This window comes from Streptomyces sp. NPDC002884 (genome assembly GCF_040295245.1).
GTDB lineage: Bacteria > Actinomycetota > Actinomycetes > Streptomycetales > Streptomycetaceae > Streptomyces.
Map to the genome: position 1 here is coordinate 267,005 of NZ_JBEOVB010000006.1, position 24,059 is coordinate 291,063.

Genomic DNA, 24,059 nt, shown 5'->3' on the forward strand with positions numbered 1-24,059 from the left:
GTCTCCTTCCCTCGAAAAAAGAGTAGCCTGAATACCGGCGCGGGAAGCCGGGCAGTTCTTGATGATCTCGGAAATCCACGCGCTGTTGTCGATCGTTTCCGCTGAGCGGGACGTGTTCAGTGCACACAATCCGCCGAGTGCTAGAGAGTCCCCGAGACCGAGGGAGCACAAGGATGCCGTTGCAGCCATGGATGAAGTTGCTGTCGACCGACGACCATCTGATCGAGCCCCCACGACTGTGGTCGGACCGTCTGCCCGCGAGGTTCCGGGAGGCGGGGCCACGCATCGTGGAGCAGCCGCGGGGAGCGGGGCAGGCGCCCGCCGAGGTGTGGGTGTACGAGGACCGGATCCACCCCTACATCGGCCTCAACGCCGTCGCGGGGAAGAAACCGGAGGAGTTCGGCCTCGAACCGACCCGCTACGACGAGATGATCCCGGGCTGTTACGACCCCGGGGCCAGGATCCGCGACATGGATCTGGACGGGGTGTGGGGCGCCCTGTGCTTCCCGTCGTTCCCGGGGTTCTCCGGCCATGTCTTCCTGGACGGCAAGGACCGTGAACTGGCGCTGCTGTGCGTGCAGGCGTGGAACGACTTCGTCCTCGACGAGTGGTGCGCCACCGCGCCGGGGCGGCTCATCCCCCTGGTCATCATGCCGATGTGGGACGTGCAGGCCTGCGTCGCGGAGATCCACCGGACCGCGGCCAAGGGGGCGAAGGCGATCTCCTTCCCGGAGAACCCGGCCCCGCGCGGTCTGCCCTCCTTCCACACCGACCACTGGGACCCCATGTTCTCGGCGGCCGAGGAGACCGACATGCCGCTGTGCCTGCACTTCGGCACCTCCGGCAGGCCGCCGAAGACGGCCGAGGAGGCCCCGTTCGCCGTGACGATCGCCCTGTTCGGCTGCAACGCCATGTTCGCCACCGCCGACCTGCTGTTCTCCCCGGTGCTGCACAAGCACCCCAAGCTGAAGATCGGTCTGTCCGAGGGCGGCATCGGCTGGATCCCGTACCTGCTGGAACGCAGCGACGGCACCTGGGAGAGGCACCGCTTCTACCAGAACGTCAACCAGAGCGTGCGGCCGTCGGAGCTGTTCCACAAGCACTTCCACGGCTGCTTCATCGACGACCGGTTCGGCGTCGAGGTACGGCACCACGTCGGCATCGACAAGATCACCTGGGAGTGCGACTACCCGCACTCCGACTCCTACTGGCCCAAGTCCCGCGCCTACGCGGCGGAGGTGCTGGCCGACGTCCCGGACGACGAGGTGCACCAGATCGTGGAGCTCAACACCCGCCGCCTCTACAACCTCCCCGCATGAGCCGGCGCCCGGAGTCCGAGCGCTCCGACTGGACGGACCTGGACCTGCTCACCGTCGAGGAGGCGCACGGCCGGCTGCTCGCCGAGATCGCCGAGACGGACGTACGCCTCGCCGGACTCGGCGACTCCGACGAGGCGGAGCGCGCACTCCTGCGGACCCGGCTGCGCGCCCTGCGCGAGGCCGCCGGGGAACTCACCGACCACGCGAAGAAGGACTGAGGCCGCCATGGGGCGTGTGGAGGGAAAGGTCGCGCTCGTCACGGGAGCGGCGCGGGGGCAGGGCCGCTCCCATGCCGTGCGACTGGCCGAGGAGGGCGCGGACGTCGTCGTCACCGACGTCTGCCACGACATCAGCGACGAACTGCCGTACCCGCTCGCGTCGAAGGAACAGCTCCAGGAGACGGCGGAGCTGGTCAGGGCGACGGGCCGACGGTGCGTCGCCGTACAGGCCGACGTCCGCTCGATCGCCGAGGTGCGGGCGGCCGTCGACGCGGCGCGGGCTCGGTTCGGGCGGCTCGACGTGGTCGTCGCCAACGCCGGCGTGATGAGTTCGGGCTCCGCCTGGGAGCTGTCCGAGGAGGTCTGGGACGTCGTCGTCGACGTCAATCTCAAGGGCGCCTGGAACACGGCGCGGGCCGCGATCCCCTGGATGATCGAGGCCGGGCAGGGCGGCTCCATCATCATGATCAGCTCAGCCGCCGGTATCCGCGGGCATGTGCCGTACGCCCACTACGTGGCCGCCAAGCACGGCGTGGTCGGTCTGATGAAGGCGCTGTCCAACGAACTCGCCCCGCACCGCGTCCGGGTGAACACCGTCCACCCCACCGGCGTCAGCGACACGGGCATCACCGTCGGCGTCCCCGTGGAGGAACTCGCCGCGCGGGAGCCGCTGTTCGCCCTCGCCGCGATGAACCCCCTCGCCCCGTACGTGGAGCCGCGGGACGTGTCGAACGCGGTCCTCTTCCTCGCCTCCGACGAGGCGCGATACGTCACGGGCCTGCAGTTCACCGTCGACGCGGGGTCGACCAACAAGCCGTAGAACGGGGTGGGTCGCATGAAGATCACGATCGACACGTCCTCGTGCTCCGGGCACGCCCGGTGCGCGGCGGCGGCGCCGCAGCTCTTCCGGCTCGACGACGACGGCTACGCGCTGCCCGTCGACCGGGAGGTTCCGGGGGCCCTCGAAGAGGCGGCCCGTGACGGAGAACGGGCCTGCCCGGAACGGGCGATCACCGTCGAGTGACACGGCCGAGCCCCACGGTCCTCGGACCGTGGGGCTCGGCCGTGGGCGCCCGCCGCTCAGCCGGCCGGCTGCGGCGGCGGCGGCGTGAAGTGGTGGCCCCAGAACGCGCCGTCCGTGATCTCGTACACGGGGACGGGCTCCGGCACCTTCAGGCCGTTCCAGCCGAACTCGACGGCGTAGTTCTCCGGCGACCACACGTAGAACGACACCATGTGGTCGTTGGTGTGCTTGCCGAGCGAGTGCATCATCGGCACCTTGTACGCGGCGGCCCGGTCGAGGGCGCGCCCGACGTCGTCCAGGGCCGCGCCCTCGACCATGAAGTGCAGCAGCCGCCCGGGACCCGGCATCGGCGTGACACCGAGCGTGTGGTGACGGGCGTTGCAGCCCATGAACCAGGTCGTGCCGCCCGGAGAGCGCATGGTGTTGCGCTCGATGAAGCCGAGGACCTCGACATAGAAGTCGAACGTGGTCCGCGCGTCCTGGGCCGAGATGATCGCGTGCCCGAAGCCCATGTCACCGGTGACGAACTTCGAGACGAGCGGGGTCTGGACCGGCACATGGTCGAGGGTCGTGCCGTAGAACAGCTCGACCGGATTGCCGCCCGGGTCGTCGAACCTGACGAAGCCCGTGACCTTCCGCTCCGCGGCCTCGGCCTCGGTGCCGGCCGTCACCTGGATCCCGGCCTTCTCGACGCCCACGACCAGACGCGCCAGCTCCCGTTCGTCGAGGACCTCGAAGCCCAGGGCCGTCATCCGGGGCTGTTCCCCCGCGGAGACCACGATCCGGGCCGGGTGGTCGTCCATCCTGAAGGACAGCGACGCGGAGTCACCGCCCTCGACGGGCATCAGGCCGAGGAAGTCGGCTCCGAACGCCTTCCACCTGCCCAGGTCGTCGGATTCCAGACGCAGGTACCCGAGTGAGCGAACACCCATCAGGTCCTCCCCTCACATGTGGTCAGGTCCCGGGCGGCCCGTCGGGCACCCCCGGTATCGGTATGTCCGCGACGGTAGACAGCCCTGGGCCGACGTGGCCGCGGGCGTCCCACTGATCGGGAGACGCACGGCGAAGGGCCGTCCCCGGGTGCGACGGTGACCGCCATGACACTCAGCCACGAGGACACCCTGCGCGAACTGCGCACCGACGACGGCATCCTGCGCTACCACGAGGCGGGCGACGGACCGCCGCTGCTCCTGCTGCACGGGTCCGGGCCGGGAGTCACCGGCTGGCGCAACTACCGGGACAACCTTCCCGTGCTCGCCCGCCACTTCCGCTGCCTCGCGCTGGAGTTCCCCGGCTTCGGGGTCAGCGACCCGACCGCCGAGAACCCGATGGCGGCCGGTCCGAAGGCCGTCCTGCGCTTCCTCGACGGCCTCGGTCTCGACCGCGTGGACGTCATCGGGAACTCCATGGGCGGTTTCGTCGCCGTGGGGCTCGCGGTCGCCCACAAGGATCTGTTCCGCCGGATCGTCACCATCGGCGGAGTGGGCCGCAACCTCCTCTCGCCGGCGCCCAGCGAAGGGCTGAACCTGCTGGTGGAGTTCGCCGAGAACCCCACCCGGGAGAACCTCGTGCAGTGGCTGCGGGCGATGGTCCACGACCCGGCCCTGCTCACCGGGGAACTGATCGAGGAACGGTGGGCGAGCGCCACCGATCCGGCGACCCTGGAGGCGTCCCGCCGGATCTACGGCCGGCAGGCCATGGCCGCCGTCCTGGCCGCCCAGGCCCAGTCGGACCAGCCTGTCTGGGCCGCGCTCCACAAGGTCACCGCGCCCACTCTGCTGACCTGGGGCCGGGACGACCGGGTGACACCGCTGGAGAACGCGCTGCTGCCGCTGCGCACCATCCCCAAGGCCGAACTGCACGTGCTGCCGGACTGCGGGCACTGGGCGATGATCGAGCAGAAAGCGGCCTGGGAGAGCGCGGTGGTGGCCTTCCTGACCCGCCCGGAGACCGGCTGAGTGCCGACGGCGGGAGCAGCCGACGACAGGGGGGACGACCACGTGCCACGACCCGCGCGGGCTCGGCGACCCGCCGACCCGATGTCGAGCCGCCAGGCCGCCCGGCGGGTCCGTATCCTGAGCGCCGCCTCCGCACTCGGGGCGCGCGAGGGGCTCTCCCGGGTGCAGATGCACGACGTGGCCAAGGAATCCGGCGTCGCCATCGCCACGCTGTACCGCTACTTCCCGTCCAAGCCCTACCTGTTCCTCGCGGTCCTCGAATGGCACATCGAACAGTTCCTCGGAGGCCGCGACGGCGGTCCGGCGGCCGACGAGCCGGCGGACCCCGCGACGGAGGTGGCGGAGACGCTCATCGCGCTGACCGGGAAACTGCTGGACAGCCGCCTGCTGGCCTCGGCCGTGGCGCTGTCGTCGTTCACCGAGTACGCGAGCGCCGTCCCGGCCCGGATCGACATCGTGGAGAGGGCGCTGGGACAGCGGCTCCTGCGACTGCTCGGGGGCGGGGCGGACGCGGAGACCGAGCGCGGCAGGGTGCGGCTGCTCGTCTACAGCTGGTGGGGGCTGTTCGTGGCCGTGCTGACCGAGGAGATCTCCACCGAGCAGGGGGAGAACGACCTGCGGCTCGCCGCGCGGCTGATCGCCGCGGCGTAGCGCGCGACGGAGCACAGGACCGAGCACACGGCGGAGCACAGGACCGAGCACGCGGCGGAGCACAGGGCCGAACACAGGACAGAGCGCACGGCGGAGCGCCCGGGACGGTCACCGTTTCCCGGGCGCACCCGTTCCGTCAGTCCGTCGTCCCGGCCATGTCCAGTACCGCCAGGTATCCGAACGCCAGGCTCGAGCCGATCGGGGTGCCCGCACCCGGGTACACGCGCCCCGACATCGCGGCCGCGGTGTTCCCGGTGGCGTACAGGCCGTCGACCGGCCGGCCGTCGGGCCGCAGCACCCGCGCGTGGGCGTCGGTCTTCAGGCCGCCCTTCGTGCCGATGTCGGACGGCACGATGGTCGCCGCGTAGAACGGCGCCGTGTCCAGGGGCAGGAGCAGCGGGTTCGGCCACTCCGGCGCCGGCTTCGCGGGGATGTTCTGCCGGGGGTCGGCCGGGAAGGGGACGATGTGGTGGAACATCCGGTCCCACGGCGTCTCCCCGCGCCGGAACCTTTCGTCGACGCCGGTCCGCGCGTACCCGTTGAACTCCTCGACCGTCCGCTTCAGCCCCTCGAACGGCACGTCGATCAGACGCGCCAGCTCCTCCAGGGTGTCGGCCTTCTTCAGCGCGCCCGACGCCAGCCACTGTTCGGGTCCCGGGGTGGCGGGCGGGAAGCCGATGCCGTCCCGGTCCAGCTGCCGCTGGTCGAACACCCAGTGGGCCGGGATGTGCCGGACGCCGGTGGTGGCGTGCAGCCGGACGATCTCGTGCCCGGCCTGGTCGTACGGCCGTGTCTCGTTGACGAAGCGCTCGCCCGCGCCATTGACCCAGATCCCGCCCCGGGTGCCCGTGTGGAAGAGCGGCAGCCCGTCCGGGTGGACGAGCCCCGGCACGAACCAGGCCTCGTCCAGCAGGTCGGTGTCCGCACCCACCGCGATGCCCGCCCGCAGGGCGTCCCCCGTGTTGGCCGGTGCGCCCTCGGACCACTCTCCGGTGAGCGGCGACTGGTGCTTCTCGCGGAGCTCACGGTCGCGCTCGAAGCCGCCGGCCGCGAGCAGCACGCCCCGTCCGGCCCGGATCCGGACCCGTTCGCCGTCGCTGACGACCTCGACACCGGTGACCCGGCCGTCCTCCACGACCAGGCTCTCCAGCGCGGTGTTCAGCCGCAGTTCGCCGTTTCCCGTCTCCAGGAACGCCGACAGCGCCCGGCCGATCAGCGCCCGGCCGCCGACCAGGACCGGGCCCTCGTCGAAGCCGAACCGTTCGGTGGGAAGGCAGTCGCGGACCAGCGCCCTGCGCCCGCCGAGCTCGCTGACGTCGAGCGGCGGCGGGAACACGGTGTGTCCCGTGGGCGACGCCCCCGGGCTCGACGCGTAGTAGTCCGGAACCGGCCCGTGGACGAAGGAACGGAACCAGGGGTTCTGCTCGAGCTCGTCGATCAGCCGGACCCCGGCCGCCAGGTACGCGTCCTGGAGCGCCTCCCGGGACGGGTCGTCGACGACATCGCGCAGATACGTCCGCGCCTCCTCGACGTCGTCCCCGAGCCCGGCCCGGCCGAGCGGCGCGGACCCCGGGAACCACAGACCCGCGCCGGAGTACGCCACCGTGCCGCCGACCCGGTCGGTCTTCTCGACGACGAGCGTGCGCAGGCCGCGCGAAGCCGCCACGTACGCCCCGACCAGACCTCCGCCCGACCCGACGACGATCACGTCGTAGGCATCCTCGTTGATGCTCATCCGAACCTCCTCATGAGTGCCGACGTTCTTGGTGGGGGGTGGGTCCCGGCGCGTGCCGCGTTAGTGGAGTCGGCAGGGCGCACTCCCGGGAGGCCACGGCGACGGTAACGAGGCGGCGCGGGCCCGCCGTCAGGCCATCTCGCTCAGCGAGACCCGCCCGGTCCCGGTCGCCGACGCCCGGGGCCCGATGAGCGAGTCCCGGTGAGCGGAACGCCCCGGGCCGCCGTCCGGCACGGCGGCCCAGGCTGGAGGCCGGCACGAGGTGAGGATGGCGATGACAGACGTTCGGGAACCGACGGCCGTCGGGCACCGTGAGACCGCGGTGACCGAGGCGGCCGCACGACTCACCCGCGCAGCCCATGACCACAAGCCCTGCGCGCCGGTACGGGAACTGCTCGGCGCGACCGACATCGGCCTCGCCTACGCCGTCCAGCAACGCGTCATCGGCGACCGGATCGCCGCCGGAGCCCGGGTCGTCGGCCGCAAGATCGGGCTGACGTCCGAGTCGGTGCAGCGCCAAGTAGGGGTCGACCGGCCCGACTTCGGCGTCCTCCTGGACGACATGGACGTCACCGCCCTGCCGGCCGTCCCCAGCCACCGGCTGCTCCAGCCCAGGGTCGAGGCGGAGATCGCGTTCGTGCTCGCCGCCGACCTGGACGCCGACGACCTCGACGTCGACCGGGTCCGGTCGGCGGTCGGACACGCCGTGGCCGCGCTGGAGATCGTGGACAGCCGGGTGGCCGACTGGGACATCGCGATCACCGACACGGTCGCCGACAACGCGTCCAGCGGCCTGTTCGTGCTCGGCCGGCAGCGGGTCGGTCTCGGGGAGTTCACCCCCCGGGACGTGACCATGCGGCTGTACGCCGACGGAGAGCTCGCCTCCGAGGGCGACGGCGCGGCCTGTCTGGGCGATCCGCTCGCCGCGCTGCTGTGGCTGGCGCGCACGGCCAGGGAGTTCGGCGACCCGCTGCGCGCCGGACAGATCGTGCTCTCGGGCGCCCTGGGCCCGCTCGTCCCCACCCCGCCGGGCACCACCGTACGGGCCGAGCTGTCGGGCCTGGGTCCGGTGACGGCGACCTTCACGCCCGACGCCGCCAAGGCCCCCGAGGAACTCGAGGAACACGGATGACGAAGACCAAGGTGGCCGTTATCGGCTCCGGCAACATCGGCACCGATCTGATGATCAAGGTGCTGCGCCTGTCCGACACCCTGGAGATGGCCGCGATGGTCGGCATCGACCCGGACTCGGACGGCCTGGCGCGCGCCGCGCGCCTGAAGGTCCCCGTCACGCACGAGGGAGTGGACGGCCTGATCCGTATGGACGGCTTCGAGGACATCGAGATCGTCTTCGACGCCACGTCGGCGAAGGCGCATGCCGAGAACGCCGAGAAGCTCGCCCCGTACGGCAAGCGGCTCGTCGACCTCACCCCCGCCGCGATCGGCCCGTACGTGGTGCCACCGGTGAACCTCGACGAACACCTGGAAGGCGCCGCGCGGTCCGGCGCCACGGTCGACAACGTCAACATGGTCACCTGCGGCGGCCAGGCGACCATCCCGATCGTCCACGCGGTCAGCCGGGTCACACCGGTGCCCTACGCCGAGATCGTCGCCTCGATCGCCTCCAGGTCGGCCGGGCCCGGCACCCGGGCCAACATCGACGAGTTCACCGAGACCACGGCCGGTGCCATCGAGAAGGTGGGCGGCGCCCGCCGGGGCAAGGCGATCATCGTCCTGAACCCGGCGGAGCCGCCGCTGATCATGCGGGACACGGTGTACTGCCTGATCGGCGAGGCGGACCACGACGCGGTCCGGGCCTCCGTCGAGGAGATGGTGGCCGAGGTCGCCGAGTACGTGCCGGGCTACCGGCTCAAGCAGCGGGTCCAGTTCACGCCGGTGCCCGCCGGGGACCCGGTGCACACCCTGCTGCCCGACGGCGACCGCTCCGCGGCGACCACGAAGGTCTCCGTGTTCCTCGAGGTGGAGGGCGCCGCCCACTACCTGCCCGGCTACGCGGGCAATCTCGACATCATGACCTCGGCGGCCCTGCGCGTCGCCGAGCGCATCGCCCGGCGAGCGACCACCGAGGTGACCGAGTGACCGCCACCCGCAGGCTCTACGTGCAGGACGTCACCCTCAGGGACGGGATGCACGCCGTCCGGCACCGGATCACGCCCGAGTTCGTGTCCCGGATCTCCGCGGCCCTGGACCGGGCGGGGGTGGACGCGATCGAGGTCGCCCACGGCGACGGACTGGCCGGCGGCAGCCTCAACTACGGGCCGGGCAGCAACACCGACTGGGAGTGGATCGAGGCGGCGGCGGACGCCGTCGACCGCGCGGTCCTCACCACCCTGCTCCTGCCCGGCATCGGCACCATCGCCGAACTGAAGCGGGCCCACGCCCTCGGGGTCCGCTCGGTGCGCGTCGCCACCCACTGCACGGAGGCGGACGTGGCGGCCCAGCACATCGCCACCGCCCGGGAGCTCGGCATGGACGTCTCGGGCTTCCTGATGATGAGCCACATGGCGGCACCGGAGGAACTCGCGGGGCAGGCCCGGCTGATGGAGTCCTACGGCGCGCACTGCGTGTACGTCACCGACTCCGGCGGCCGGCTGACCATGGACGGAGTACGCGACCGCATCCGCGCCTACCGGGACGTGCTCGACCCGGACACCCAGATCGGCATCCACGCGCACGAGAACCTCTCCCTGTCGGTGGCGAACTCCGTGGTGGCCGTCGAGGAGGGGGTGACCCGGGTCGACGCCTCGCTCGCGGGACAGGGCGCGGGCGCCGGGAACTGCCCGATCGAACCGTTCGTCGCCGTCGCCAACCTCCAGGGCTGGAAGCACGACTGCGATCTGTACGCCCTTCAGGACGCCGCCGAGGACCTGGTCCGTCCCCTCCAGGACCGGCCGGTGCGCGTCGACCGGGAGACCCTCACGCTGGGCTACGCCGGCGCCTACTCCAGCTTTCTGCGTCACGCCGAGGCCGCGGCGCAGCAGTACGGCCTGGACGCCCGCACCATCCTGGAGGAGGTCGGCAGGCGCGGCCTCGTCGGAGGGCAGGAGGACATGATCGTGGACATCGCCCTCGACCTCACCCACGGCTGACGTCGGCAGGGACGCACGGCTCGCCGGACGTACCGCTCATCGGACGTACCGCTTCCCGGAAAGGATCTCCCGGGGAGCGGTACGTTTTTGCGTCCGAAATAAATGGACCGATCGTCCCAATAAATTGGTGCACGACTCTTTCTCTGCGTCCCGGGGCATTGATACCTTGACGCCGGCGCCGAACTAGAATTGATTTCAGTTTGATCAGAGAGGCACCGACGATGACGTCTGCCCTTCGCCTGAACTCGCGATCCTCCGAGGTCGACGGGTCCGCGTCGCCTCCGTCGATGATGGAGCGTGTGACGCTGATCATGGACCTGTTCGACCGTCCACAGACGCATCTGACGCTCGAATCGGTCTCACGGCGGACCCATCTGCCCCGCTCGACCACGCATCGGATACTCGACCAGCTGGTCCGGCTGGACTGGCTGCGCCACACGGTGGCCGGATACACGCTGGGAACCCGCGCGCTCGGCCTGGGAGGCCGGGAGATCGGGCACAGCGCGCTGCGGGCCGCCGCCGCACCCCACCTCCTGGACCTGGCCGTGCGGACCAGGATGGTCGTCCACCTCGCCGTGCTCGACGGGCCGGAGATCTACTACCTCGACAAGGTCGGGGGCCGGGCCGCGGTGGACATCCCGTCGAAGGTCGGCGGCCGCGCCATCGCTCACTGCACCGGGCTCGGCAAGGCCATGCTCGCCTGGCTGAGCCCGGAGGAGATCGACACGCGGTACGCGCAGCTGATCGAGCGCCGTACCCCGCACAGCATCGGCCATCTCGGCCAACTGCACCGCGAACTGGGCCTGGTGCGCCGGCGGGGCGGACTGGCGATCGACCGGGGCGAGTGTTTCCCGGAGCTCGGCTGCGTCGGCCTCGCGCTGCGCGGTCCCGCCGGTCCGGTCGGGGCGATATCGGTGGTCGGCGACGGCCGCTCCTCGCTGGAGCTCGTGGCCCCGCTGGTGGTCGGCGCGGTGCGGGCCGTCTCCGAGGAGCTCTTCGGCATGCCGGAGTCGTACCGGCGGGACGCGTCGGACGTCCTCGGATAGCGCGCGGCCGCCCCGGCGAGTCCCGGGGCGGCCCTCCTCGGTGCCGGCCGCGTCAGCCGGCCGCCCGTGCGCCGCTCACCACGTCGCTCACCACGCCGTCCAGCCGCCGTCCACGGTGACGGTCGTACCCGTGACGAACCGGGAGGCGTCCGAGGCGAGGAACACCGCCGCGCCGCCCAGTTCCCCGGCCTCGCCCACCCGGCCGAGCGGAGTGCCCCGGACGATCCGCTCACCCCAGCGGCTCTCCAGCAGCCCCGAGCTGAGGTCCGTACGGAAGTAGCCGGGCGCGAGGGCGTTGACGCGCACCCCGCGGTCCGCCCACTCGACGGCGAGCGCCCTGGTGAGGGCCTCCACGCCGCCCTTGCTCGCGGCGTACGCGGCGATCCGCTCGAAGCCCGTGCTCGCGTGCACCGACGACACGTTGACGATCGAACCGGAGCCCTGTTCCAGCATGACCTTGCCGGCCTCGCGACAGCAGGTGAAGGTGCCCTGGAGGTTGACGTCGAGCACCCGCCGCCAGTCCTCGTCGGTGACGAACTCGCTGCGGGTGAAGTGCGGGCTGATGCCCGCGCAGTTGACGAGGACGTCCAGTCGTCCGGTCGCCCCGGTGATCCGCCCGACCGCCGTGCGGACCGCCTCCGGGTCGGCGACGGAACCGGGCAGCACCAGCACCTTGCCACCGTGCCCGGCGAGTTCGGCCTCCAGGCTCTCCAGGTCGGCGGCCGTCCGGGCGGTCACCGCCACGTCCGCCCCGGCCTGGGACAGGGCGACCGCGACCGCCCGGCCGAGACCCTTGCCCGCGCCGGTCACCCAGGCGGTCCTGCCGTCGAGGCGCAGATCGGTGTTGACGTCGGCCACTGTTCAGCCCTCCACGGGGATGTCGCGCAGGGTCCGCTTGAGGACCTTGCCCGAAGGGGTGCGGGGGAGTTCGCCGACGAGGTCGATGCGGGCCGGCACCTTGAACTTGGCCAGGCGCTCCCGGCAGAACTCCCGCAGCTCGTCCGCCCCGGCGCTCGCGCCCGGGCGGAACACCACGAAGGCCCGGGGGACCTCGCCCCAGCGGGGGTGGGTCAGGCCGACCACGGCGGCCTCCAGAACGGCCGGGTGCTCGTAGAGGACCCGTTCGACCTCGGGTGTGGCGATGTTCTCCCCGCCGGAGACGATCATGTCCTTCTTCCGGTCGTCGATGAAGAGGAAGCCGTCCTCGTCGACGTGCCCGATGTCCCCGGTGTGGAACCAGCCGTTCCTGAGCGCGGCGGCCGTGGCCTTCTCGTCGCGCCAGTAGCCCGCGAAGACCTTCGGGCCGCGCAGCGTGATCTCGCCCAGTTCCCCGGCCGGGACCTCCTGGTCCATGTCGTCGACGATCCTGACCCGGGTGTGCGGCACGGGACGCCCGACCGAACCGAGCTTGGACAGCGCGTGCTCCCGGTCGAGGAAGGTGTCGCCGGAGACCGTCTCTGTCAGTCCGTAGGCGTCGGCGAACCAGGCGTTGGGGAAGGCGTTCATGATCCGCCGCAGGACCGGCTCGGGGGTCTTCTCGCCGCCGCCCACGATGAACCGCATCGAGGTGGTGTCGTACGACTCCCGGTCCGGGACCTCCAGCACCGCGTTGACCATGACCGGCGCCAGCCAGGCGTTGGTGACCCGGTGCTCCTGGATGGCCCGCAGCACGCCGGCGGCGTCGAACCTGCGCTGCAGGACGACGCCCCCGCCCGCGTAGAGCACCGGCAGGGCGGGCATGTCGAGACCGCCGACGTGGTACAGCGGCCCCGCCACCAGAGTGGTGTCCGCCGAGGTCAGGCCGAACTGCACGATCTGCGCCACGTTCTTGGCGTGCAGGTTCCCGTACGTGATCCGCACGCCCTTGGGCCGCGAGGTGGTGCCGGAGGTGTACATCAGACGCTGGAGGTCGTCCGGCTCGACGTCCACCGGCTCCACCCGCGCGCCCGGGTGCCGCTCCAGCAGGGCCTCGTAACCGGTCCACCGGTCCGAGGGGGCGTCGCCGTCCACCAGGATCCGCCGCTCCAGCCCGCTCGGTTCTGCGGCGATGCGGTCCACGGCCCGCAGGAACTCCGGCTCGGTGACGACCGCCTTCGCCCGGGAGTGGTCGAGGATGTACGCCCACTCGTCCTCGGACAGACGGTAGTTCAGCGGCAGGAAGACGGCTCCGACGCGGTTGACGGCGTACACCAGCTCCAGGAACTCCGGCCTGTTGTAGAGCAGCAGGCCCACGACGTCGCCGCGCCCGACGCCCAGTTCCGTCAGACCGGCGGCCAGCCGGTTGACCCGTTCATGGAGGGCGCGGACCGTCAGGCGGCGGTCCTCCTGCGTCACGGCCACGGCGTCCGGCCGCTGGGCCACATGGTGATCGAGGATGCTCGAGAAATTGTGCACGGCGACTCTCCGGCTCTGCGGCCGGGATTGTCCCGACCGGTCGGTTGCCCGCTCCCAAGATTTAGTGTACCTCTTGGTCTATAAAACTCTTGCCGCACTTTACGACGGAGCGCACCGGTCGACAACCATCCAGGCGGGCGTGATGTCGCTTCCCACGGAGGAGGCCCCCGTGCCACGCATCCGCCTCGACACCGACGGACCCGTCGTCACGGTCCGGCTCGACCACCCGCCGATGAACGCCTTCGACACCGCTCAGCGCAGCGAGCTGGCCGCCGGGGTGCGCGAACTCGCCGACAGCCGCGCGGTGCGGGCCGTGGTGCTGTACGGAGGGGAGCGGCTGTTCGCCGCCGGGGCGGACGTCGGGGCCCTGGCCGCGATGAGCCCGCAGGACGTACGGGGCTGGAACCGGGCGTTGCAGCGGACCTTCGACGAGGTGGCCCGGCTGCCGGTGCCGGTCGTCGCCGCGATCACCGGGTACGCGCTCGGCGGCGGCCTCGAACTGGCCCTCGCCGCCGACTACCGGGTGGCCGCCGACGACGCGGTCCTCGGCCAGCCCGAGGTGCAGTTGGGGATCATGCCGGGCTCGGGCGGCACCCAGCGGCTGACCCGGCTGATCGGGCCGTCGCGGGCCAAGAACCTGCTGATGACCGGCCGCCGGGTGGGCGCCGACGAGGCGCTGCGGCTCGGGCTGGTGGACGAGGTCGTGCCGGCGGGCGAGGTGTACGGCACGGCGCTGGGCTATGCCCGGCGGCTCGCCGAGGGGCCGGCCGCCGCCCTGGAGGCGATCAAGGAGGCGGTGGACCACGGCGCCGACTCCGGCCTGTCCGCCGGGCTCGCGCTCGAACGGTCCCTGTTCACGGGGGTCTTCGGGACGGACGACGCCGCCACCGGGATCCGGTCGTTCCTCGAACACGGCCCCGGCAAGGCGCGCTTCGGGGGCCCGGCGGACGACGACTAGCCGCGCGCCGGGACCGTACGACACGAAAGGGGTGGAGAAGATGAAGGCACTGCGCTGGCACGGCGCGCTCGACCTGCGGCTGGAGGAGGTACCCGACCCGCCCGAGCCGGGGCCGCACGAGGCCGTGGTCGAGGTCTCCTGGTGCGGGGTGTGCGGCACCGACCTGCACGAGTTCCTCGAGGGGCCGCACATGATCCGCTCCGGTCCGCACCCGCTGACCGGAGCCAGTCCGCCGCTCGCCCTCGGGCACGAACTGAGCGGCACCGTACTGGCGTTGGGCGCGGACGTGCCCGGGATCGCGGTCGGCGACCGGGTCGCCGCCGATCCCGTCTGGCGGTGCGGCGTCTGCTTCTGGTGCGCGCGCGGCGAGTACCACATCTGTCCCCGGAGCGGCTCGGTGGGCCTGGCCTCGCCCGGCGCCTTCGCCGATCGCGTCACCGTGCCGATCGCGGGGCTCACGCGGCTCCCCGACAACGTGAGCGACGAGATGGCGGCCGCCGCCGAACCCCTCGCGGTCGGCCTGCACGCCGTCACCCGGGCCGGCGTCCGGCCGGGCGACAACGTCCTGGTCGTCGGCGGCGGCCCGATCGGCGTCGCGGTCGTCCTGGCCGCCCGGATCGCCGGCGCCGCCGGGCTCTATGTGAGCGAACCCCTCGCCGGGCGCCGCGAGTCGCTCCTGCGGCTCGGCGTCACCGAGGCGTTCGACCCGCGCGAGACCGATGTCCGCCGCGAGGTGTTCCTGAGGACCGGCCGGATCGGCCCGGACGTCGTCATCGACGCGACCGGCGTCCCCGCGCTCGCGGGGCAGGCCGTCTCCACCGTCCGGCGCGGCGGCCGGGTCGTGCTCGCCGGCGTCGGTCACGGCAGCGTCGAGTTCGACATGGGCCAACTCGTCTTCTACGAGCGTTCGGTGGTCGGCACGCTCGGCTACCAGTTCGACATCCCCCGGGTGATCGACCTGATGAGCACCGGACGCCTGGACGCGTCCGCCCTGATCACCGGACGTTTCCCGCTCTCGGAAGGAGCCGGGGTCTTCGCGGACCTGGCCGCTGACCGGGCCCGCCACCTCAAGGTTCTGCTGACCCCGAAGGGACTGTGACATGGATTTCGACCTGCCGGAGGAGACCCGGGACCTGCAGGACATGGTCCGTGAGTTCGCGGCCAAGGAGATCGCCCCGAACGCGGCCCGGTGGTCGGAGGACGAGGAGTTCCCCACCCCTGTCTTCACCAAGCTCGGCGAACTCGGCCTGATGGGCATGCTGGTCCCCGAGGAGTACGGGGGCGCGGGGTCCGACATGGTCTCCTATGTCGCCGTCATGGAGGAACTCGGCGCCGCCGACCAGTCGGTGGCCTCCTCCTGGAACGCGCACTCCACCATCGCCACCCTGCCGCTGCTGGCCTACGGCACCGAGGAGCAGAAGCACCGCTGGCTGGCTCCGCTGGCCCGGGGCGAGGCCCTCGGCGCGTTCGGCCTGACCGAACCGGGCGCCGGTTCCGACGCGGCCGGCATCACCACCACCGCCCGCCGGGCGGACGGCGGTTGGGTGATCAACGGCACCAAGATGTTCATCACCAACGCCGGCACCGACATCAGCCAGGGCGTCACCCTGCTGGCCACCACCGGCCGCGACGAGGACGGGCGGAAGCGCTTCGCCACCTTCTACGTGCCGACCGGCACCCCCGGTTACACGTGCGGGGCCAAGCTGAGAAAGCTCGGCTGGCACGCCATGGACACCCGCGAACTGGTCTTCAGCGACTGCTTCGTCCCCGACGGCCATCTCATCGGCGAGGAGGGGGGCGGGCTGCGTCAGTTCCTCTCCGTGCTGGACAAGGGCCGGATCAGCGTCGCCGCCCTCGGGCTGTCGCTGGCCAGGGCGGCCCTCGCGCTCGCCCTCAAACACGCCACGGAACGGCACCAGTTCGGCCGTCCGCTGTCGGCGTTCCAGGCCGTCGCCCACAAGATCGCCGATATGGGCACGGAGTTCGAGGCCGCCCGGTGGATGGTCTACCGCGCCGCCTGGCTCGCCGACCAGGGGCGCCCGTACGGCACCGAGGCCGCCATGGCGAAGCTGTACGCCTCCGAGGTCGCCAACCGGGCCGCCTCCCAGGCGGTGCAGATCCACGGCGGTTACGGCTATGTGCGGGAGTCGGAGATCTCGCGGTTCTACGCCGACGCCAAGATCCTCGAGATCGGCGAGGGCACGAACGAGATCCAGCGCGATGTCATCGCCAGGGCGCTGGTGAAGCGGGTGTGAGCGGCGCGGGGGCCCGCGGCGCGTGCCGCGGGCCCCCGCGGTCAGCTCGCCACCGAGGCGGACCGCCATTCGGCTTCGGGGTTGAGGGGCAGATCGGGACGGTCGCGCTTGAAGGCCGCCGCCGCCTCCTCCACGTCCGGCAGGGCGGCACCGGGCGCGCCGAACCCGCGCAGCAGGGTGTCGCAGTACGCGCGGGACAGGTACGCGGCGTCCCAGTGGCCGTCCGGCTTCACCCACTGGTAGGTGTGGTTGTGCAGGTTGAGGAACTGGAGGGTGGCCACGTGCGGGTCGACCGCGCGGAAGGCGCCCCGCTCCATGGCTTTCGTGAGCAGCCCCCGGACCAGGAGCTCGAACTCGGCGCGCTGGCCGAGCAGGGTCTGGAGGTAGTCGCCGGTGAGGCTGCGGTAGTCGTGCTCGTAGACCCAGATGTGGTCGAGCCTGCGGAAGATGATCGTGAGCAGCGACTCCGAGAGCAGGCGCAGCCGCACCAGCGGATCCGCGTCGAGCGCCGCGATGTCCTGGGCCCGGGAGAGCAGCGGGGTCATCACCCGGGACTGGATCTCGATCAGCAGGTTCTCCTTGGAGTCGATGTAGTAGTACAGCGCTCCCTTGGCGAGCCCGACCGCCCGGCCCAGGTCGTTGACGGAGGTCGCCGCGTAGCCCTGGCGGGCGAACAGCTCGGCGGCCGTGTCGATGATCTTCTGGCGTCTGACCTCGAAACCCGGTCCGTGGCCCGGTGGTCTGGGCATTGCTCCACTCCCCGCCTGCTGTGCGGACATCTTTTCTGTTGTGCTCCCAGTAGTTTGCTAGACCAGACGGTACATTAAAAGAAGGACTCAGGCGGTGCGGCCTTGTGCCGCCCGGGCGAGCATTGCGAGGACGCGCATGACGACGACCGAGGCACCGCGGCAGACCGGATCGGGATCCGCGCACGCGGATCAACTCCTGGAGATGTATCGCAGGATGCGCCGAATCCGGCGATTCGAGGAACGGGCGTCCGAGCTGTACAAAGCGACGGAGATCCCCGGCTTTCTGCATCTTTCGATCGGTCAGGAGGCCAGCGCCGTGGGCGCCTGCTGGCCGCTCGGCCCCCGGGACGGGATCACCTCCACCCACCGAGGCCACGGGCATGTCCTGGCCAAGGGGCTGGATTCGGCGTCCATGATGGCCGAGCTGATGGGCAAGGAGGCGGGCACGTGCCACGGCCGTGGCGGCTCGATGCACATCGCCGACCCCGGCCTCGGCATCTACGGCGCCAACGGCATCGTCGGCGCCGGACTCCCGATCGCCACGGGCGTGGCGACCGCGGCCAAGCTGCGTGCCGCGGGTGACGTGGTGGTGGCCTTCTTCGGGGACGGCGCGGTCGCGCAGGGCATGTTCCACGAGGCGGTGAACCTGGCCGCCGTGTGGGACCTGCCGGTCGTTTTCCTCTGCGAGAACAACCACTACTCCGAGTTCTCGCCCGCCGCCGAGCAGCACCGGGCCCCGCTCTCCGCCCGGGCGGCGGGATACGGCATCGGATACGCGCACGTCGACGGCAACGACGTCCTCGCGGTGGCCGGGATGATGGGCGACGTCGTGGAACGGCTGCGGGCCGGCGGCGGTCCGGTCCTGGTGGAGGCCGAGACCTACCGCTGGCACGGCCACTACGAGGGCGACCCCGAGCGCTACCGCAGCGCGCAGGAGGTCGCCGCCGCCAAGGAGCGCGACCCGCTGCTGGTGGCGCGCCGGCACCTGGCGTCGGCGGGAGTGCCCGCCGCGGCGGCCGACGCGGTCGACGAGGAGATCGACAAGGAGATCGAGGCGGCGGTCGAGTGGGCCAGGGGCCTGCCCGAGCCGGCCCCCGAGTCGCTCCACGACTTCGTCTCGGCCCCGCGTCCCGCCCGGCCCGAGCCCGCCCCGGCCACGGGTGAGATCTTCCGCTCGATGGACGCCGTACGGCTCGCCCTGGAGCACGAACTCACGGCCGATCCGACCGTGTTCGTCGCCGGTATCGACGTCGGCGCGGGCGGGAACGTCTTCGGGCTGACCCGGGGGCTGGCCGAGGCGTTCCCCGGCCGGGTCCGTGACACGCCGATCAGCGAGAGCGCCATTCTCGGGACGGCGGTGGGGGCGGCCATGGCCGGCATGAAACCGGTCGTCGAGATCATGTACATGGACTTCATCGGGGTCTGCCTCGACATGCTGCTCAACCAGGCCGCCAAGCTGCGTTTCATGACGGGCGGCCGGGCCGCGATGCCCCTCGTGGTGCGCACCCAGTTCGGCGCCGGGCGCTCCTCAGGCAGCCAGCACTCGCAGAGCCTGGAGGCGCTGCTGGCCCACATTCCGGGGCTGACGGTGGTGATGCCGTCCAACCCGGCCGACACCTACGGTCTGCTGCGGGCCGCCATCCAGGATCCCAACCCGGTCGTCTTCGTCGAGAACCGGCTCCAGTACGGCTTCAAGGGCCCGAAGCCGCCGGTCGACCACCTGGTTCCGCTGGGCAGGGCGAAGGTGGTCCGCGAGGGCACCGACATCACGCTCGTCTCCTGGTCGCGGATGGTCCAGGACGCCCTGGCCGCCGCGGAGTCGCTCGCCGCGGAGGGCGTGAGCGTGGAGGTGATCGACCTGCGCACGATCGCCCCGCTGGACCGGGAGACGGTCCTCGCCTCCCTCGCCAAGACCAACCGGCTGGTCATCGCGCACGAGGCGGTACGGGACTTCGGGGTCGGCGCCGAACTCGCGGCGCTGGCCGTCGACGAGGGGTTCTGGCACCTGGACGCGCCCGTCACCCGGGTCGCGCCGCCCCCGATGCCCGCGCCCTACGCGCCCTCGCTGGAACGGCTGTGGCTGCCCTCGCGCGACACCATCGCCGACACCCTGCGGCGCATCGCGGCGGTGTGAACGAGGGAGCGGCAACGGCGAAGGGGGAGGCCCCGGGACGGACGTCCCGGGGCCTCCCCCTTTGTGCGGACCGCCTCCGGCCCGGCCTCACCGGCAGGATCAGGGCGTGGGCCGACGGCGGATCCGGTCCCGTCCGTGTGTCAGACGGTCGCGACCGGGGTGAGCGGGCTGCCCTGGGTGCCGGGCAGGTTGAGCGGGGGAGCGGTGAGCAGGAAGCGGCTGCGGCCGTGCTCGCGCAGCCAGGCCGCGAGGTCGTGCAGGTACCACAGTTCGCCCAGCGGGACGCCGAGCTTGAACAGGCACAGGTGGTGGATGGGCAGCAGGGTGTGCGGCCCCTGGGCCTGGGTGACGCCCACGCCCTCGACGGCGTAGTTGTCGGCCACCAGCCCCGCGATCTGCGACTCGGCGATCCAGTCGAGCAGCGCGGGGTCGTCCGCGTCGAGGTAGGCGGCGGTGCGGTGGATGGCCACCGGGTCGGGGTTCTTCTCCCAGGCCAGGAGCTGGGTCGCGAAGCCGGTGTGCAGCAGGAGGATGTCGCCCGGCTCCACCACGACGTCGTCCGCCGCCATGATCTCCTGGAGCTTCGCGAGGCCGACCGGCTGGTAGCCGGTGCCCAGGTGGTGCGCGAGGTCGATCAGGACGCCCCGGCCCTGCACCCCGTGCTCCGCCATGTGCTCCAGACCGAGGTGGCGGGCGAAGCTGAGGCTCCCGCTGCCGTCCCCCTTGGCGTCCTCCTGCGGTCCGACGAGGTCGGCGCCGGGCCGGTACCCGTTGTAGTAGACCGGCTCGGCGATGCCGTCGCCGTCGGCGTCGAACTCGGCGCCCTGATGGGCGAGGGCGTCCCACTGGGTCGAGTACTGGAGCCAGAGAGTCACCACGTCGTCGGACCACACGTCGATCAGGTCCGGCGAGAAGTGCTCGCTCGCCTTGATGTTGTAGAAGACGTCCTGCTGGTGCTGGAGGTCCTCGGTGGGCCGCAGGATCGGTGGGTAACGGCGCTGGTTCAGGGAGGTGCCGCCCGGATAGTCCAGCGGCAGGCTCAGGCTGAAGGTGATCCCGTGCTCGACCTCGCGGACCCCCTGGAGGACCTTCTCCGGCGTCATCAGGTTGATGCGCCCCAGTTCGTCGTCCTCACCGAACTCGCCCCATGTCGAACCCGGCGGCCGCTGCTTCCAACGCTTCGTCACGATAAACGCCTCCTCAGGCGACAGGTCCCCGTTGACTGTCATCCGCATGCTATGGAGATTGTACCGTTCGGTCAACAAGTCTGATTGCTTGAAATTCAGGCTTCAGATTGTCTCCGCTTCGGTAATAGACTGACTGGTCGAAACGTCTATCCCATGGAGGGGCAATGAGCGAATCCACACAGGCGTGGGTCGCGGCGGCTGTGCGTGCCGTGATCGGGGCGCACACGCAGGCCCAGGACGCCGGCCGCACCGACGACATCGTCGCGCTGTACACACCCGACGCGGTCCTGGAGCTTCCGGGCACGGATCCGCTCCAGGGGCACGACGCGCTGCGCGAGGCCTTCAAGGGATGGGAGCCCACCCAGCCGCAACTGCACCTGGTGACCAACACGGTCGTCACCCCCGCGGGACCCGACGAGGCGACGGCGGCGAGCGACGTGGCCTTCCTCCAGCGCGGCGAGTCCGGCTGGGCGGTGCAGGTCGTCGGGCACTACGACGACACGCTGCGCCGGATCGACGGCGCCTGGCTGCTGCGGCGCAGGAGGACGACGTACCAGATCTGACCGCGCCCACCGTTCCATCCCTTCGACCCTGGAGAGACATGAGTACGACTTCCGCCGATGCCGAGGCGTCGGCCGCCGCCGGTGTGCAGACCGCCATCGCCGCCTACGCGCAGGCGCTGGACGCCGGCCGCACCGACGATCTCGCCGACCTCTTCGTGCCGGACGGCGTCGCCGAGATAGCCGGCATGGCCACCTTCGAGGGCCGGGACGCGATCAGGGAGGGCTTCGCGGGCTTCGCGCCGGACCGGCCGCAGCTGCACCTGGTGGCCAACACGGTGCTCACCTCGTACACCGACGACGAGGCCACGGCCGTCAGCGACCTGGCGTTCTTCCAGCGCGGCGAGTCGGGCTGGGCGGTGCAGCTGGTCGGCCGCTACGACGACACCCTGAGCCGGCGCGACGGCGTGTGGAAGTTCCGGCGGAGGGTCACGACCTTCCGGCCCTAGCGGACCGCCCGGCCCCGGACGCCCGTGTCGCCTGTGGAGCAGGCGGCACGGGCGTTCCGCCTGCTCAGACGGCCGGGTCCGGTTCCTGGGCCTTGGCAAAGACGAAGGCCGGGAACGCGTTCTGCACCGACTCGCGGATCAGCTCCTGGAGCTTCCAGCGCCCGGTCGGGTTCAGCAGCTGCTTGACCGGCTTGCCGGGGATGTTGGCGCCGTAGAAGTAGCTGCTCTTGAGGAAGGACGACTGTCCCGCGCTGTCGTTGACGAGGTCCGTCCACTCCTGCTCGGCGGCGGCCGTGACCTCCACGACGTCGTGGCCGTGCTCGCGCGCGTGCACGAGCAGGTCCACGACGTAGTCCACCTGGTCGCCGGAGTAGCGCGGGTTGTTGCCGAGGGCGCCGTGCGGGCCGCCGGGGAACCAGAAGTTGGGGAAGCCGGCGGTCGTGACCCCGAGGTAGGTCGACGGACCGTCCGCCCAGTACTCCTCCAGAGGGAGACCGCCGCGGCCGCGCACGCCGAGGCGGTTGAGGGCGCCGGTGCCGAAGTCGTAGCCCGTCGCCCAGATGATGACGTCGAACTCCTGGTGGCCCTCGGAGGTCTCGATGCCGGTCTCGGTGATGCGGACGATCGGCGTCTCGTTGATGTCGACGAGCTGGACGGCCGGCTTGTTGTACGCCTCGTAGTAGCCGGTGCCGAACGGGGGCCGCCGACCGCCGTAGCCGTGCCCCTTGGGGATCAGCTTCTCGGCCGTCTCCGGGTCCTCGACGATGGAGCGGATCTTGGCCGCGATGAACGTGCACCACTCCTCGTTGACCGTGGGGTTCGTGGTCATGTCGTAGTAGTGCTCGGAGAGCTTGGTGAAGCCGGGGCCGTTCCACCGCGTCTCGTAGAACTCCTGGCGCTGCTCGGGGGAGTCCTCCAGGCCCGAACGCATGGTGATCTGGTGCAGGAAGCCGCTCGGTGAGGCGTTCAGGGTGTCCCGGACGGACTCGTAGTCACCCTTGAGCCGGGCCTGCTCCTCGGGTGTGATCGGCCGGTTGTTGAGCGGGGTCAGCCAGTCGGCCACCTTCTGGTACACCGTCAGCTGCGCGACCTCGTCGGCGATCGCGGGCACGATCTGGACGCCGCTGGATCCGGTGCCGATCTGGGCCACCCGCTTGCCGGCGAAGTCCACGGGCGTCGCGGGCCAGCGGCCGGTGTGGTGCTGCTCGCCGCGGAAGTCCTCGCGGCCCGGGATGCCGGGGACGAAGGGCACGGAGAGGATCCCGGTCGCCGCCACGACGTGCCGCGCCCGGTGTTCGGTGCCGTCCTCGGTGCGCACGGCCCAGGTGCCGGTCGTCTCGTCCCACACGGCCTCGGTCACCTTCGCGCCGAACACCATGTGGCGCCGCAGGTCGAACCGGTCGACCACGTGGTTGAAGTAGCGCTCGATCTCCGGCTGGCCGGCGAAGTGCTCCGACCACTCCCACTCCTCCCACAGCTCCTTGGAGAACAGGTAGCCGTAGGTGTAGCTCTCGGAGTCGAAGCGCGCCTCGGGGTAGCGGTTCCAGAACCAGGTGCCGCCCACGCCGCTGCCCGCCTCGAGCAGCTTTGTCGAGAAGCCGGACTCCCGGGCCCGGTACAGCTGGCCGATACCGGTGACGCCGGCGCCGATGACCAGAACGTCAACGAGGCCGCCGAGGCCGTCGGGACTGCCGAGGCCCTGGTCCGCCGGGCCCGTCTTCGTGGTTTCGCTCATGTGCTCTCCCGCGTGAGCCTTGATTCATATGTCGACCGGTCGATCGAATATTCAGGCTGAGAGTAGAGGAGGGGTCGGATTCGTTCAATGGATGCGAATCTCGGCTGGAACATTGATTGTACCGACCGTCTGGTCTAACTTTCGCTCAGGGACGCGAAGCCGCGCGACAGGAGCAGTCATGAGTGACAACGGCGTCGAAGAAACCACCGATCTGCGGGCCGCGGGCTGGCAGGCCATGCGGGCCGCCCTGCCGGGCGTGTTCCCCGAGGAGGACGTCGATCTGCGGGACGGCCGCTTCGGCGAGGAACTCGTCGACATCGGCCTCACCAGCGTCTGGGGGGCGCTGTGGGCGCGCGAAGGGCTCGCCCCGCGCGACCGCAGCCTGGTCACGCTCGGGATCCTCATCGCCCTCGGGGCCGAGACCGAGCTGAAGACCCACGTCCGGATCGCGCTGACGAACGGCCTGACCCGGGACGAGATCGCCGAGGTCGTCTACCACTCCAGCGGCTACACCGGGTTCCCGCGGGCTGTCGCCGCCCGCACCGCCGCCCGCGAGGCGCTGGAGGGCTGACGGCCC

General features: G+C 71.2%; 24 protein-coding genes. 17 read left to right on the top strand and 7 right to left on the bottom strand.

Going from position 1 to position 24,059, the window contains the following annotated elements; genetic code table 11:
* Nucleotides 1–173 precede the first annotated feature (173 nt).
* The 4 genes from ABT070_RS15805 to ABT070_RS15820 are packed head-to-tail and all read left to right on the top strand — an operon-like array spanning nt 174 to nt 2,561.
* A complete protein-coding gene (locus ABT070_RS15805; protein ID WP_351760192.1) occupies nt 174–1,319 on the top strand; it encodes an amidohydrolase family protein in 1,146 nt (381 codons plus the stop codon).
* Nucleotides 1,316–1,537 (top strand): hypothetical protein, encoded by a 222-nt coding sequence (locus ABT070_RS15810; RefSeq protein ID WP_351760195.1) that lies wholly within the window; start codon nt 1,316–1,318, stop codon nt 1,535–1,537. The genes ABT070_RS15805 and ABT070_RS15810 overlap by 4 nt, the downstream gene beginning before the upstream one ends.
* Before the next feature lie 7 nt (nt 1,538–1,544).
* On the top strand, nt 1,545–2,357 hold the full coding sequence (locus ABT070_RS15815) for a mycofactocin-coupled SDR family oxidoreductase (protein WP_351760198.1): 813 nt from the start codon (nt 1,545–1,547) through the stop codon (nt 2,355–2,357).
* A gap of 15 nt (nt 2,358–2,372) precedes the next feature.
* Complete coding sequence (locus ABT070_RS15820; RefSeq protein WP_351760201.1) at nt 2,373–2,561, top strand: ferredoxin; 189 nt, start codon at nt 2,373–2,375, stop codon at nt 2,559–2,561.
* 56 nt (nt 2,562–2,617) lie between these two features.
* Here the strand turns inward: ABT070_RS15820 and ABT070_RS15825 are convergent, their stop codons facing one another.
* Entirely contained in the window at nt 2,618–3,493 is an 876-nt protein-coding gene (locus tag ABT070_RS15825; RefSeq protein ID WP_351760204.1) for a VOC family protein, read from the bottom strand.
* A 165-nt stretch (nt 3,494–3,658) separates the two neighbouring features.
* On the opposite strand from ABT070_RS15825, the gene ABT070_RS15830 reads away from it, so the two are divergent.
* On the top strand, nt 3,659–4,519 hold the full coding sequence (locus ABT070_RS15830; protein WP_351760207.1) for an alpha/beta fold hydrolase: 861 nt from the start codon (nt 3,659–3,661) through the stop codon (nt 4,517–4,519).
* An 81-nt stretch (nt 4,520–4,600) separates the two neighbouring features.
* A complete protein-coding gene (locus ABT070_RS15835) occupies nt 4,601–5,170 on the top strand; it encodes a TetR/AcrR family transcriptional regulator (protein WP_351760210.1) in 570 nt (189 codons plus the stop codon).
* Nucleotides 5,171–5,306: 136 nt separating this feature from the next.
* On the opposite strand, the gene ABT070_RS15840 is transcribed toward ABT070_RS15835, so the two are convergent.
* Nucleotides 5,307–6,905: an FAD-binding protein gene (locus ABT070_RS15840; RefSeq protein WP_351760212.1), complete on the bottom strand. Its 1,599-nt coding sequence runs from the start codon at nt 6,903–6,905 to the stop codon at nt 5,307–5,309.
* A 274-nt stretch (nt 6,906–7,179) separates the two neighbouring features.
* Here ABT070_RS15840 and ABT070_RS15845 point away from each other — a divergent pair, with 274 nt between their 5' ends.
* The 4 genes from ABT070_RS15845 to ABT070_RS15860 all read left to right on the top strand — a co-directional run bounded on the left by ABT070_RS15845 (nt 7,180) and on the right by ABT070_RS15860 (nt 11,061).
* Entirely contained in the window at nt 7,180–8,037 is an 858-nt protein-coding gene (locus ABT070_RS15845; protein ID WP_351760215.1) for a 2-keto-4-pentenoate hydratase, read from the top strand.
* The gene (locus ABT070_RS15850; RefSeq protein WP_351760217.1) at nt 8,034–9,005 is read left to right on the top strand and encodes an acetaldehyde dehydrogenase (acetylating); all 972 of its coding nucleotides are present in this window, start codon (nt 8,034–8,036) and stop codon (nt 9,003–9,005) included. Before ABT070_RS15845 ends, ABT070_RS15850 begins: the two co-directional genes overlap by 4 nt.
* A complete protein-coding gene (gene dmpG / locus ABT070_RS15855; protein ID WP_351760219.1) occupies nt 9,002–10,015 on the top strand; it encodes a 4-hydroxy-2-oxovalerate aldolase in 1,014 nt (337 codons plus the stop codon). Before ABT070_RS15850 ends, dmpG begins: the two co-directional genes overlap by 4 nt.
* A 287-nt stretch (nt 10,016–10,302) precedes the next feature.
* Nucleotides 10,303–11,061, top strand: a complete 759-nt coding sequence (locus ABT070_RS15860) for an IclR family transcriptional regulator (protein WP_351760221.1) — start codon at nt 10,303–10,305, stop codon at nt 11,059–11,061.
* 87 nt (nt 11,062–11,148) lie between these two features.
* Here ABT070_RS15860 and ABT070_RS15865 read toward each other — a convergent pair whose 3' ends face one another.
* Nucleotides 11,149–11,919, bottom strand: a complete 771-nt coding sequence (locus ABT070_RS15865) for an SDR family NAD(P)-dependent oxidoreductase (protein WP_351760224.1) — start codon at nt 11,917–11,919, stop codon at nt 11,149–11,151.
* A gap of 3 nt (nt 11,920–11,922) precedes the next feature.
* Nucleotides 11,923–13,455, bottom strand: a complete 1,533-nt coding sequence (locus ABT070_RS15870; protein WP_351760226.1) for an acyl-CoA synthetase — start codon at nt 13,453–13,455, stop codon at nt 11,923–11,925.
* 142 nt (nt 13,456–13,597) lie between these two features.
* Between ABT070_RS15870 and ABT070_RS15875 the strand changes: the two genes are divergently transcribed.
* The 3 genes from ABT070_RS15875 to ABT070_RS15885 are packed head-to-tail and all read left to right on the top strand — an operon-like array spanning nt 13,598 to nt 16,668.
* Nucleotides 13,598–14,413, top strand: coding sequence for an enoyl-CoA hydratase/isomerase family protein (locus ABT070_RS15875; protein ID WP_351760229.1), 816 nt, complete (start codon nt 13,598–13,600; stop codon nt 14,411–14,413).
* A gap of 40 nt (nt 14,414–14,453) precedes the next feature.
* On the top strand, nt 14,454–15,512 hold the full coding sequence (locus tag ABT070_RS15880) for a 2,3-butanediol dehydrogenase (protein WP_351760232.1): 1,059 nt from the start codon (nt 14,454–14,456) through the stop codon (nt 15,510–15,512).
* 1 nt (nt 15,513) lies between these two features.
* The gene (locus ABT070_RS15885) at nt 15,514–16,668 is read left to right on the top strand and encodes an acyl-CoA dehydrogenase family protein (protein WP_351760234.1); all 1,155 of its coding nucleotides are present in this window, start codon (nt 15,514–15,516) and stop codon (nt 16,666–16,668) included.
* 41 nt (nt 16,669–16,709) lie between these two features.
* On the opposite strand, the gene ABT070_RS15890 is transcribed toward ABT070_RS15885, so the two are convergent.
* Nucleotides 16,710–17,417, bottom strand: coding sequence for a TetR/AcrR family transcriptional regulator (locus ABT070_RS15890; protein ID WP_351760236.1), 708 nt, complete (start codon nt 17,415–17,417; stop codon nt 16,710–16,712).
* Between the two features lie 136 nt (nt 17,418–17,553).
* Between ABT070_RS15890 and ABT070_RS15895 the strand changes: the two genes are divergently transcribed.
* Nucleotides 17,554–19,551, top strand: a complete 1,998-nt coding sequence (locus tag ABT070_RS15895; protein WP_351760238.1) for an alpha-ketoacid dehydrogenase subunit alpha/beta — start codon at nt 17,554–17,556, stop codon at nt 19,549–19,551.
* A 140-nt stretch (nt 19,552–19,691) separates the two neighbouring features.
* On the opposite strand, the gene ABT070_RS15900 is transcribed toward ABT070_RS15895, so the two are convergent.
* A complete protein-coding gene (locus ABT070_RS15900) occupies nt 19,692–20,738 on the bottom strand; it encodes a cyclase family protein (protein ID WP_351760240.1) in 1,047 nt (348 codons plus the stop codon).
* Between the two features lie 164 nt (nt 20,739–20,902).
* On the opposite strand from ABT070_RS15900, the gene ABT070_RS15905 reads away from it, so the two are divergent.
* Nucleotides 20,903–21,301 (top strand): nuclear transport factor 2 family protein, encoded by a 399-nt coding sequence (locus ABT070_RS15905; RefSeq protein ID WP_351760243.1) that lies wholly within the window; start codon nt 20,903–20,905, stop codon nt 21,299–21,301.
* Nucleotides 21,302–21,339: 38 nt separating this feature from the next.
* Nucleotides 21,340–21,747: a nuclear transport factor 2 family protein gene (locus ABT070_RS15910; protein WP_351760245.1), complete on the top strand. Its 408-nt coding sequence runs from the start codon at nt 21,340–21,342 to the stop codon at nt 21,745–21,747.
* 64 nt (nt 21,748–21,811) lie between these two features.
* On the opposite strand, the gene ABT070_RS15915 is transcribed toward ABT070_RS15910, so the two are convergent.
* Complete coding sequence (locus tag ABT070_RS15915) at nt 21,812–23,482, bottom strand: flavin-containing monooxygenase (RefSeq protein ID WP_351760248.1); 1,671 nt, start codon at nt 23,480–23,482, stop codon at nt 21,812–21,814.
* Between the two features lie 178 nt (nt 23,483–23,660).
* Here ABT070_RS15915 and ABT070_RS15920 point away from each other — a divergent pair, with 178 nt between their 5' ends.
* On the top strand, nt 23,661–24,053 hold the full coding sequence (locus tag ABT070_RS15920) for a carboxymuconolactone decarboxylase family protein (RefSeq protein ID WP_351760251.1): 393 nt from the start codon (nt 23,661–23,663) through the stop codon (nt 24,051–24,053).
* Nucleotides 24,054–24,059: the final 6 nt, after the last annotated feature.

What these genes read in the sequence shown, in the direction of transcription:
- ABT070_RS15805 (WP_351760192.1), top strand. Translation starts at nt 174, where the DNA reads ATGCCGTTGCAGCCATGGATGAAGTTGCTGTCGACCGACGACCATCTG.
- ABT070_RS15810 (WP_351760195.1), top strand. Translation starts at nt 1,316, where the DNA reads ATGAGCCGGCGCCCGGAGTCCGAGCGCTCCGACTGGACGGACCTGGAC.
- ABT070_RS15815 (WP_351760198.1), top strand. Translation starts at nt 1,545, where the DNA reads ATGGGGCGTGTGGAGGGAAAGGTCGCGCTCGTCACGGGAGCGGCGCGG.
- ABT070_RS15820 (WP_351760201.1), top strand. Translation starts at nt 2,373, where the DNA reads ATGAAGATCACGATCGACACGTCCTCGTGCTCCGGGCACGCCCGGTGC.
- ABT070_RS15825 (WP_351760204.1), bottom strand. Translation starts at nt 3,493, where the DNA reads ATGGGTGTTCGCTCACTCGGGTACCTGCGTCTGGAATCCGACGACCTG.
- ABT070_RS15830 (WP_351760207.1), top strand. Translation starts at nt 3,659, where the DNA reads ATGACACTCAGCCACGAGGACACCCTGCGCGAACTGCGCACCGACGAC.
- ABT070_RS15835 (WP_351760210.1), top strand. Translation starts at nt 4,601, where the DNA reads ATGTCGAGCCGCCAGGCCGCCCGGCGGGTCCGTATCCTGAGCGCCGCC.
- ABT070_RS15840 (WP_351760212.1), bottom strand. Translation starts at nt 6,905, where the DNA reads ATGAGCATCAACGAGGATGCCTACGACGTGATCGTCGTCGGGTCGGGC.
- ABT070_RS15845 (WP_351760215.1), top strand. Translation starts at nt 7,180, where the DNA reads ATGACAGACGTTCGGGAACCGACGGCCGTCGGGCACCGTGAGACCGCG.
- ABT070_RS15850 (WP_351760217.1), top strand. Translation starts at nt 8,034, where the DNA reads ATGACGAAGACCAAGGTGGCCGTTATCGGCTCCGGCAACATCGGCACC.
- ABT070_RS15860 (WP_351760221.1), top strand. Translation starts at nt 10,303, where the DNA reads ATGATGGAGCGTGTGACGCTGATCATGGACCTGTTCGACCGTCCACAG.
- ABT070_RS15875 (WP_351760229.1), top strand. Translation starts at nt 13,598, where the DNA reads ATGTCGCTTCCCACGGAGGAGGCCCCCGTGCCACGCATCCGCCTCGAC.
- ABT070_RS15880 (WP_351760232.1), top strand. Translation starts at nt 14,454, where the DNA reads ATGAAGGCACTGCGCTGGCACGGCGCGCTCGACCTGCGGCTGGAGGAG.
- ABT070_RS15885 (WP_351760234.1), top strand. Translation starts at nt 15,514, where the DNA reads ATGGATTTCGACCTGCCGGAGGAGACCCGGGACCTGCAGGACATGGTC.
- ABT070_RS15890 (WP_351760236.1), bottom strand. Translation starts at nt 17,417, where the DNA reads ATGCCCAGACCACCGGGCCACGGACCGGGTTTCGAGGTCAGACGCCAG.
- ABT070_RS15895 (WP_351760238.1), top strand. Translation starts at nt 17,554, where the DNA reads ATGACGACGACCGAGGCACCGCGGCAGACCGGATCGGGATCCGCGCAC.
- ABT070_RS15905 (WP_351760243.1), top strand. Translation starts at nt 20,903, where the DNA reads ATGAGCGAATCCACACAGGCGTGGGTCGCGGCGGCTGTGCGTGCCGTG.
- ABT070_RS15910 (WP_351760245.1), top strand. Translation starts at nt 21,340, where the DNA reads ATGAGTACGACTTCCGCCGATGCCGAGGCGTCGGCCGCCGCCGGTGTG.
- ABT070_RS15915 (WP_351760248.1), bottom strand. Translation starts at nt 23,482, where the DNA reads ATGAGCGAAACCACGAAGACGGGCCCGGCGGACCAGGGCCTCGGCAGT.
- ABT070_RS15920 (WP_351760251.1), top strand. Translation starts at nt 23,661, where the DNA reads ATGAGTGACAACGGCGTCGAAGAAACCACCGATCTGCGGGCCGCGGGC.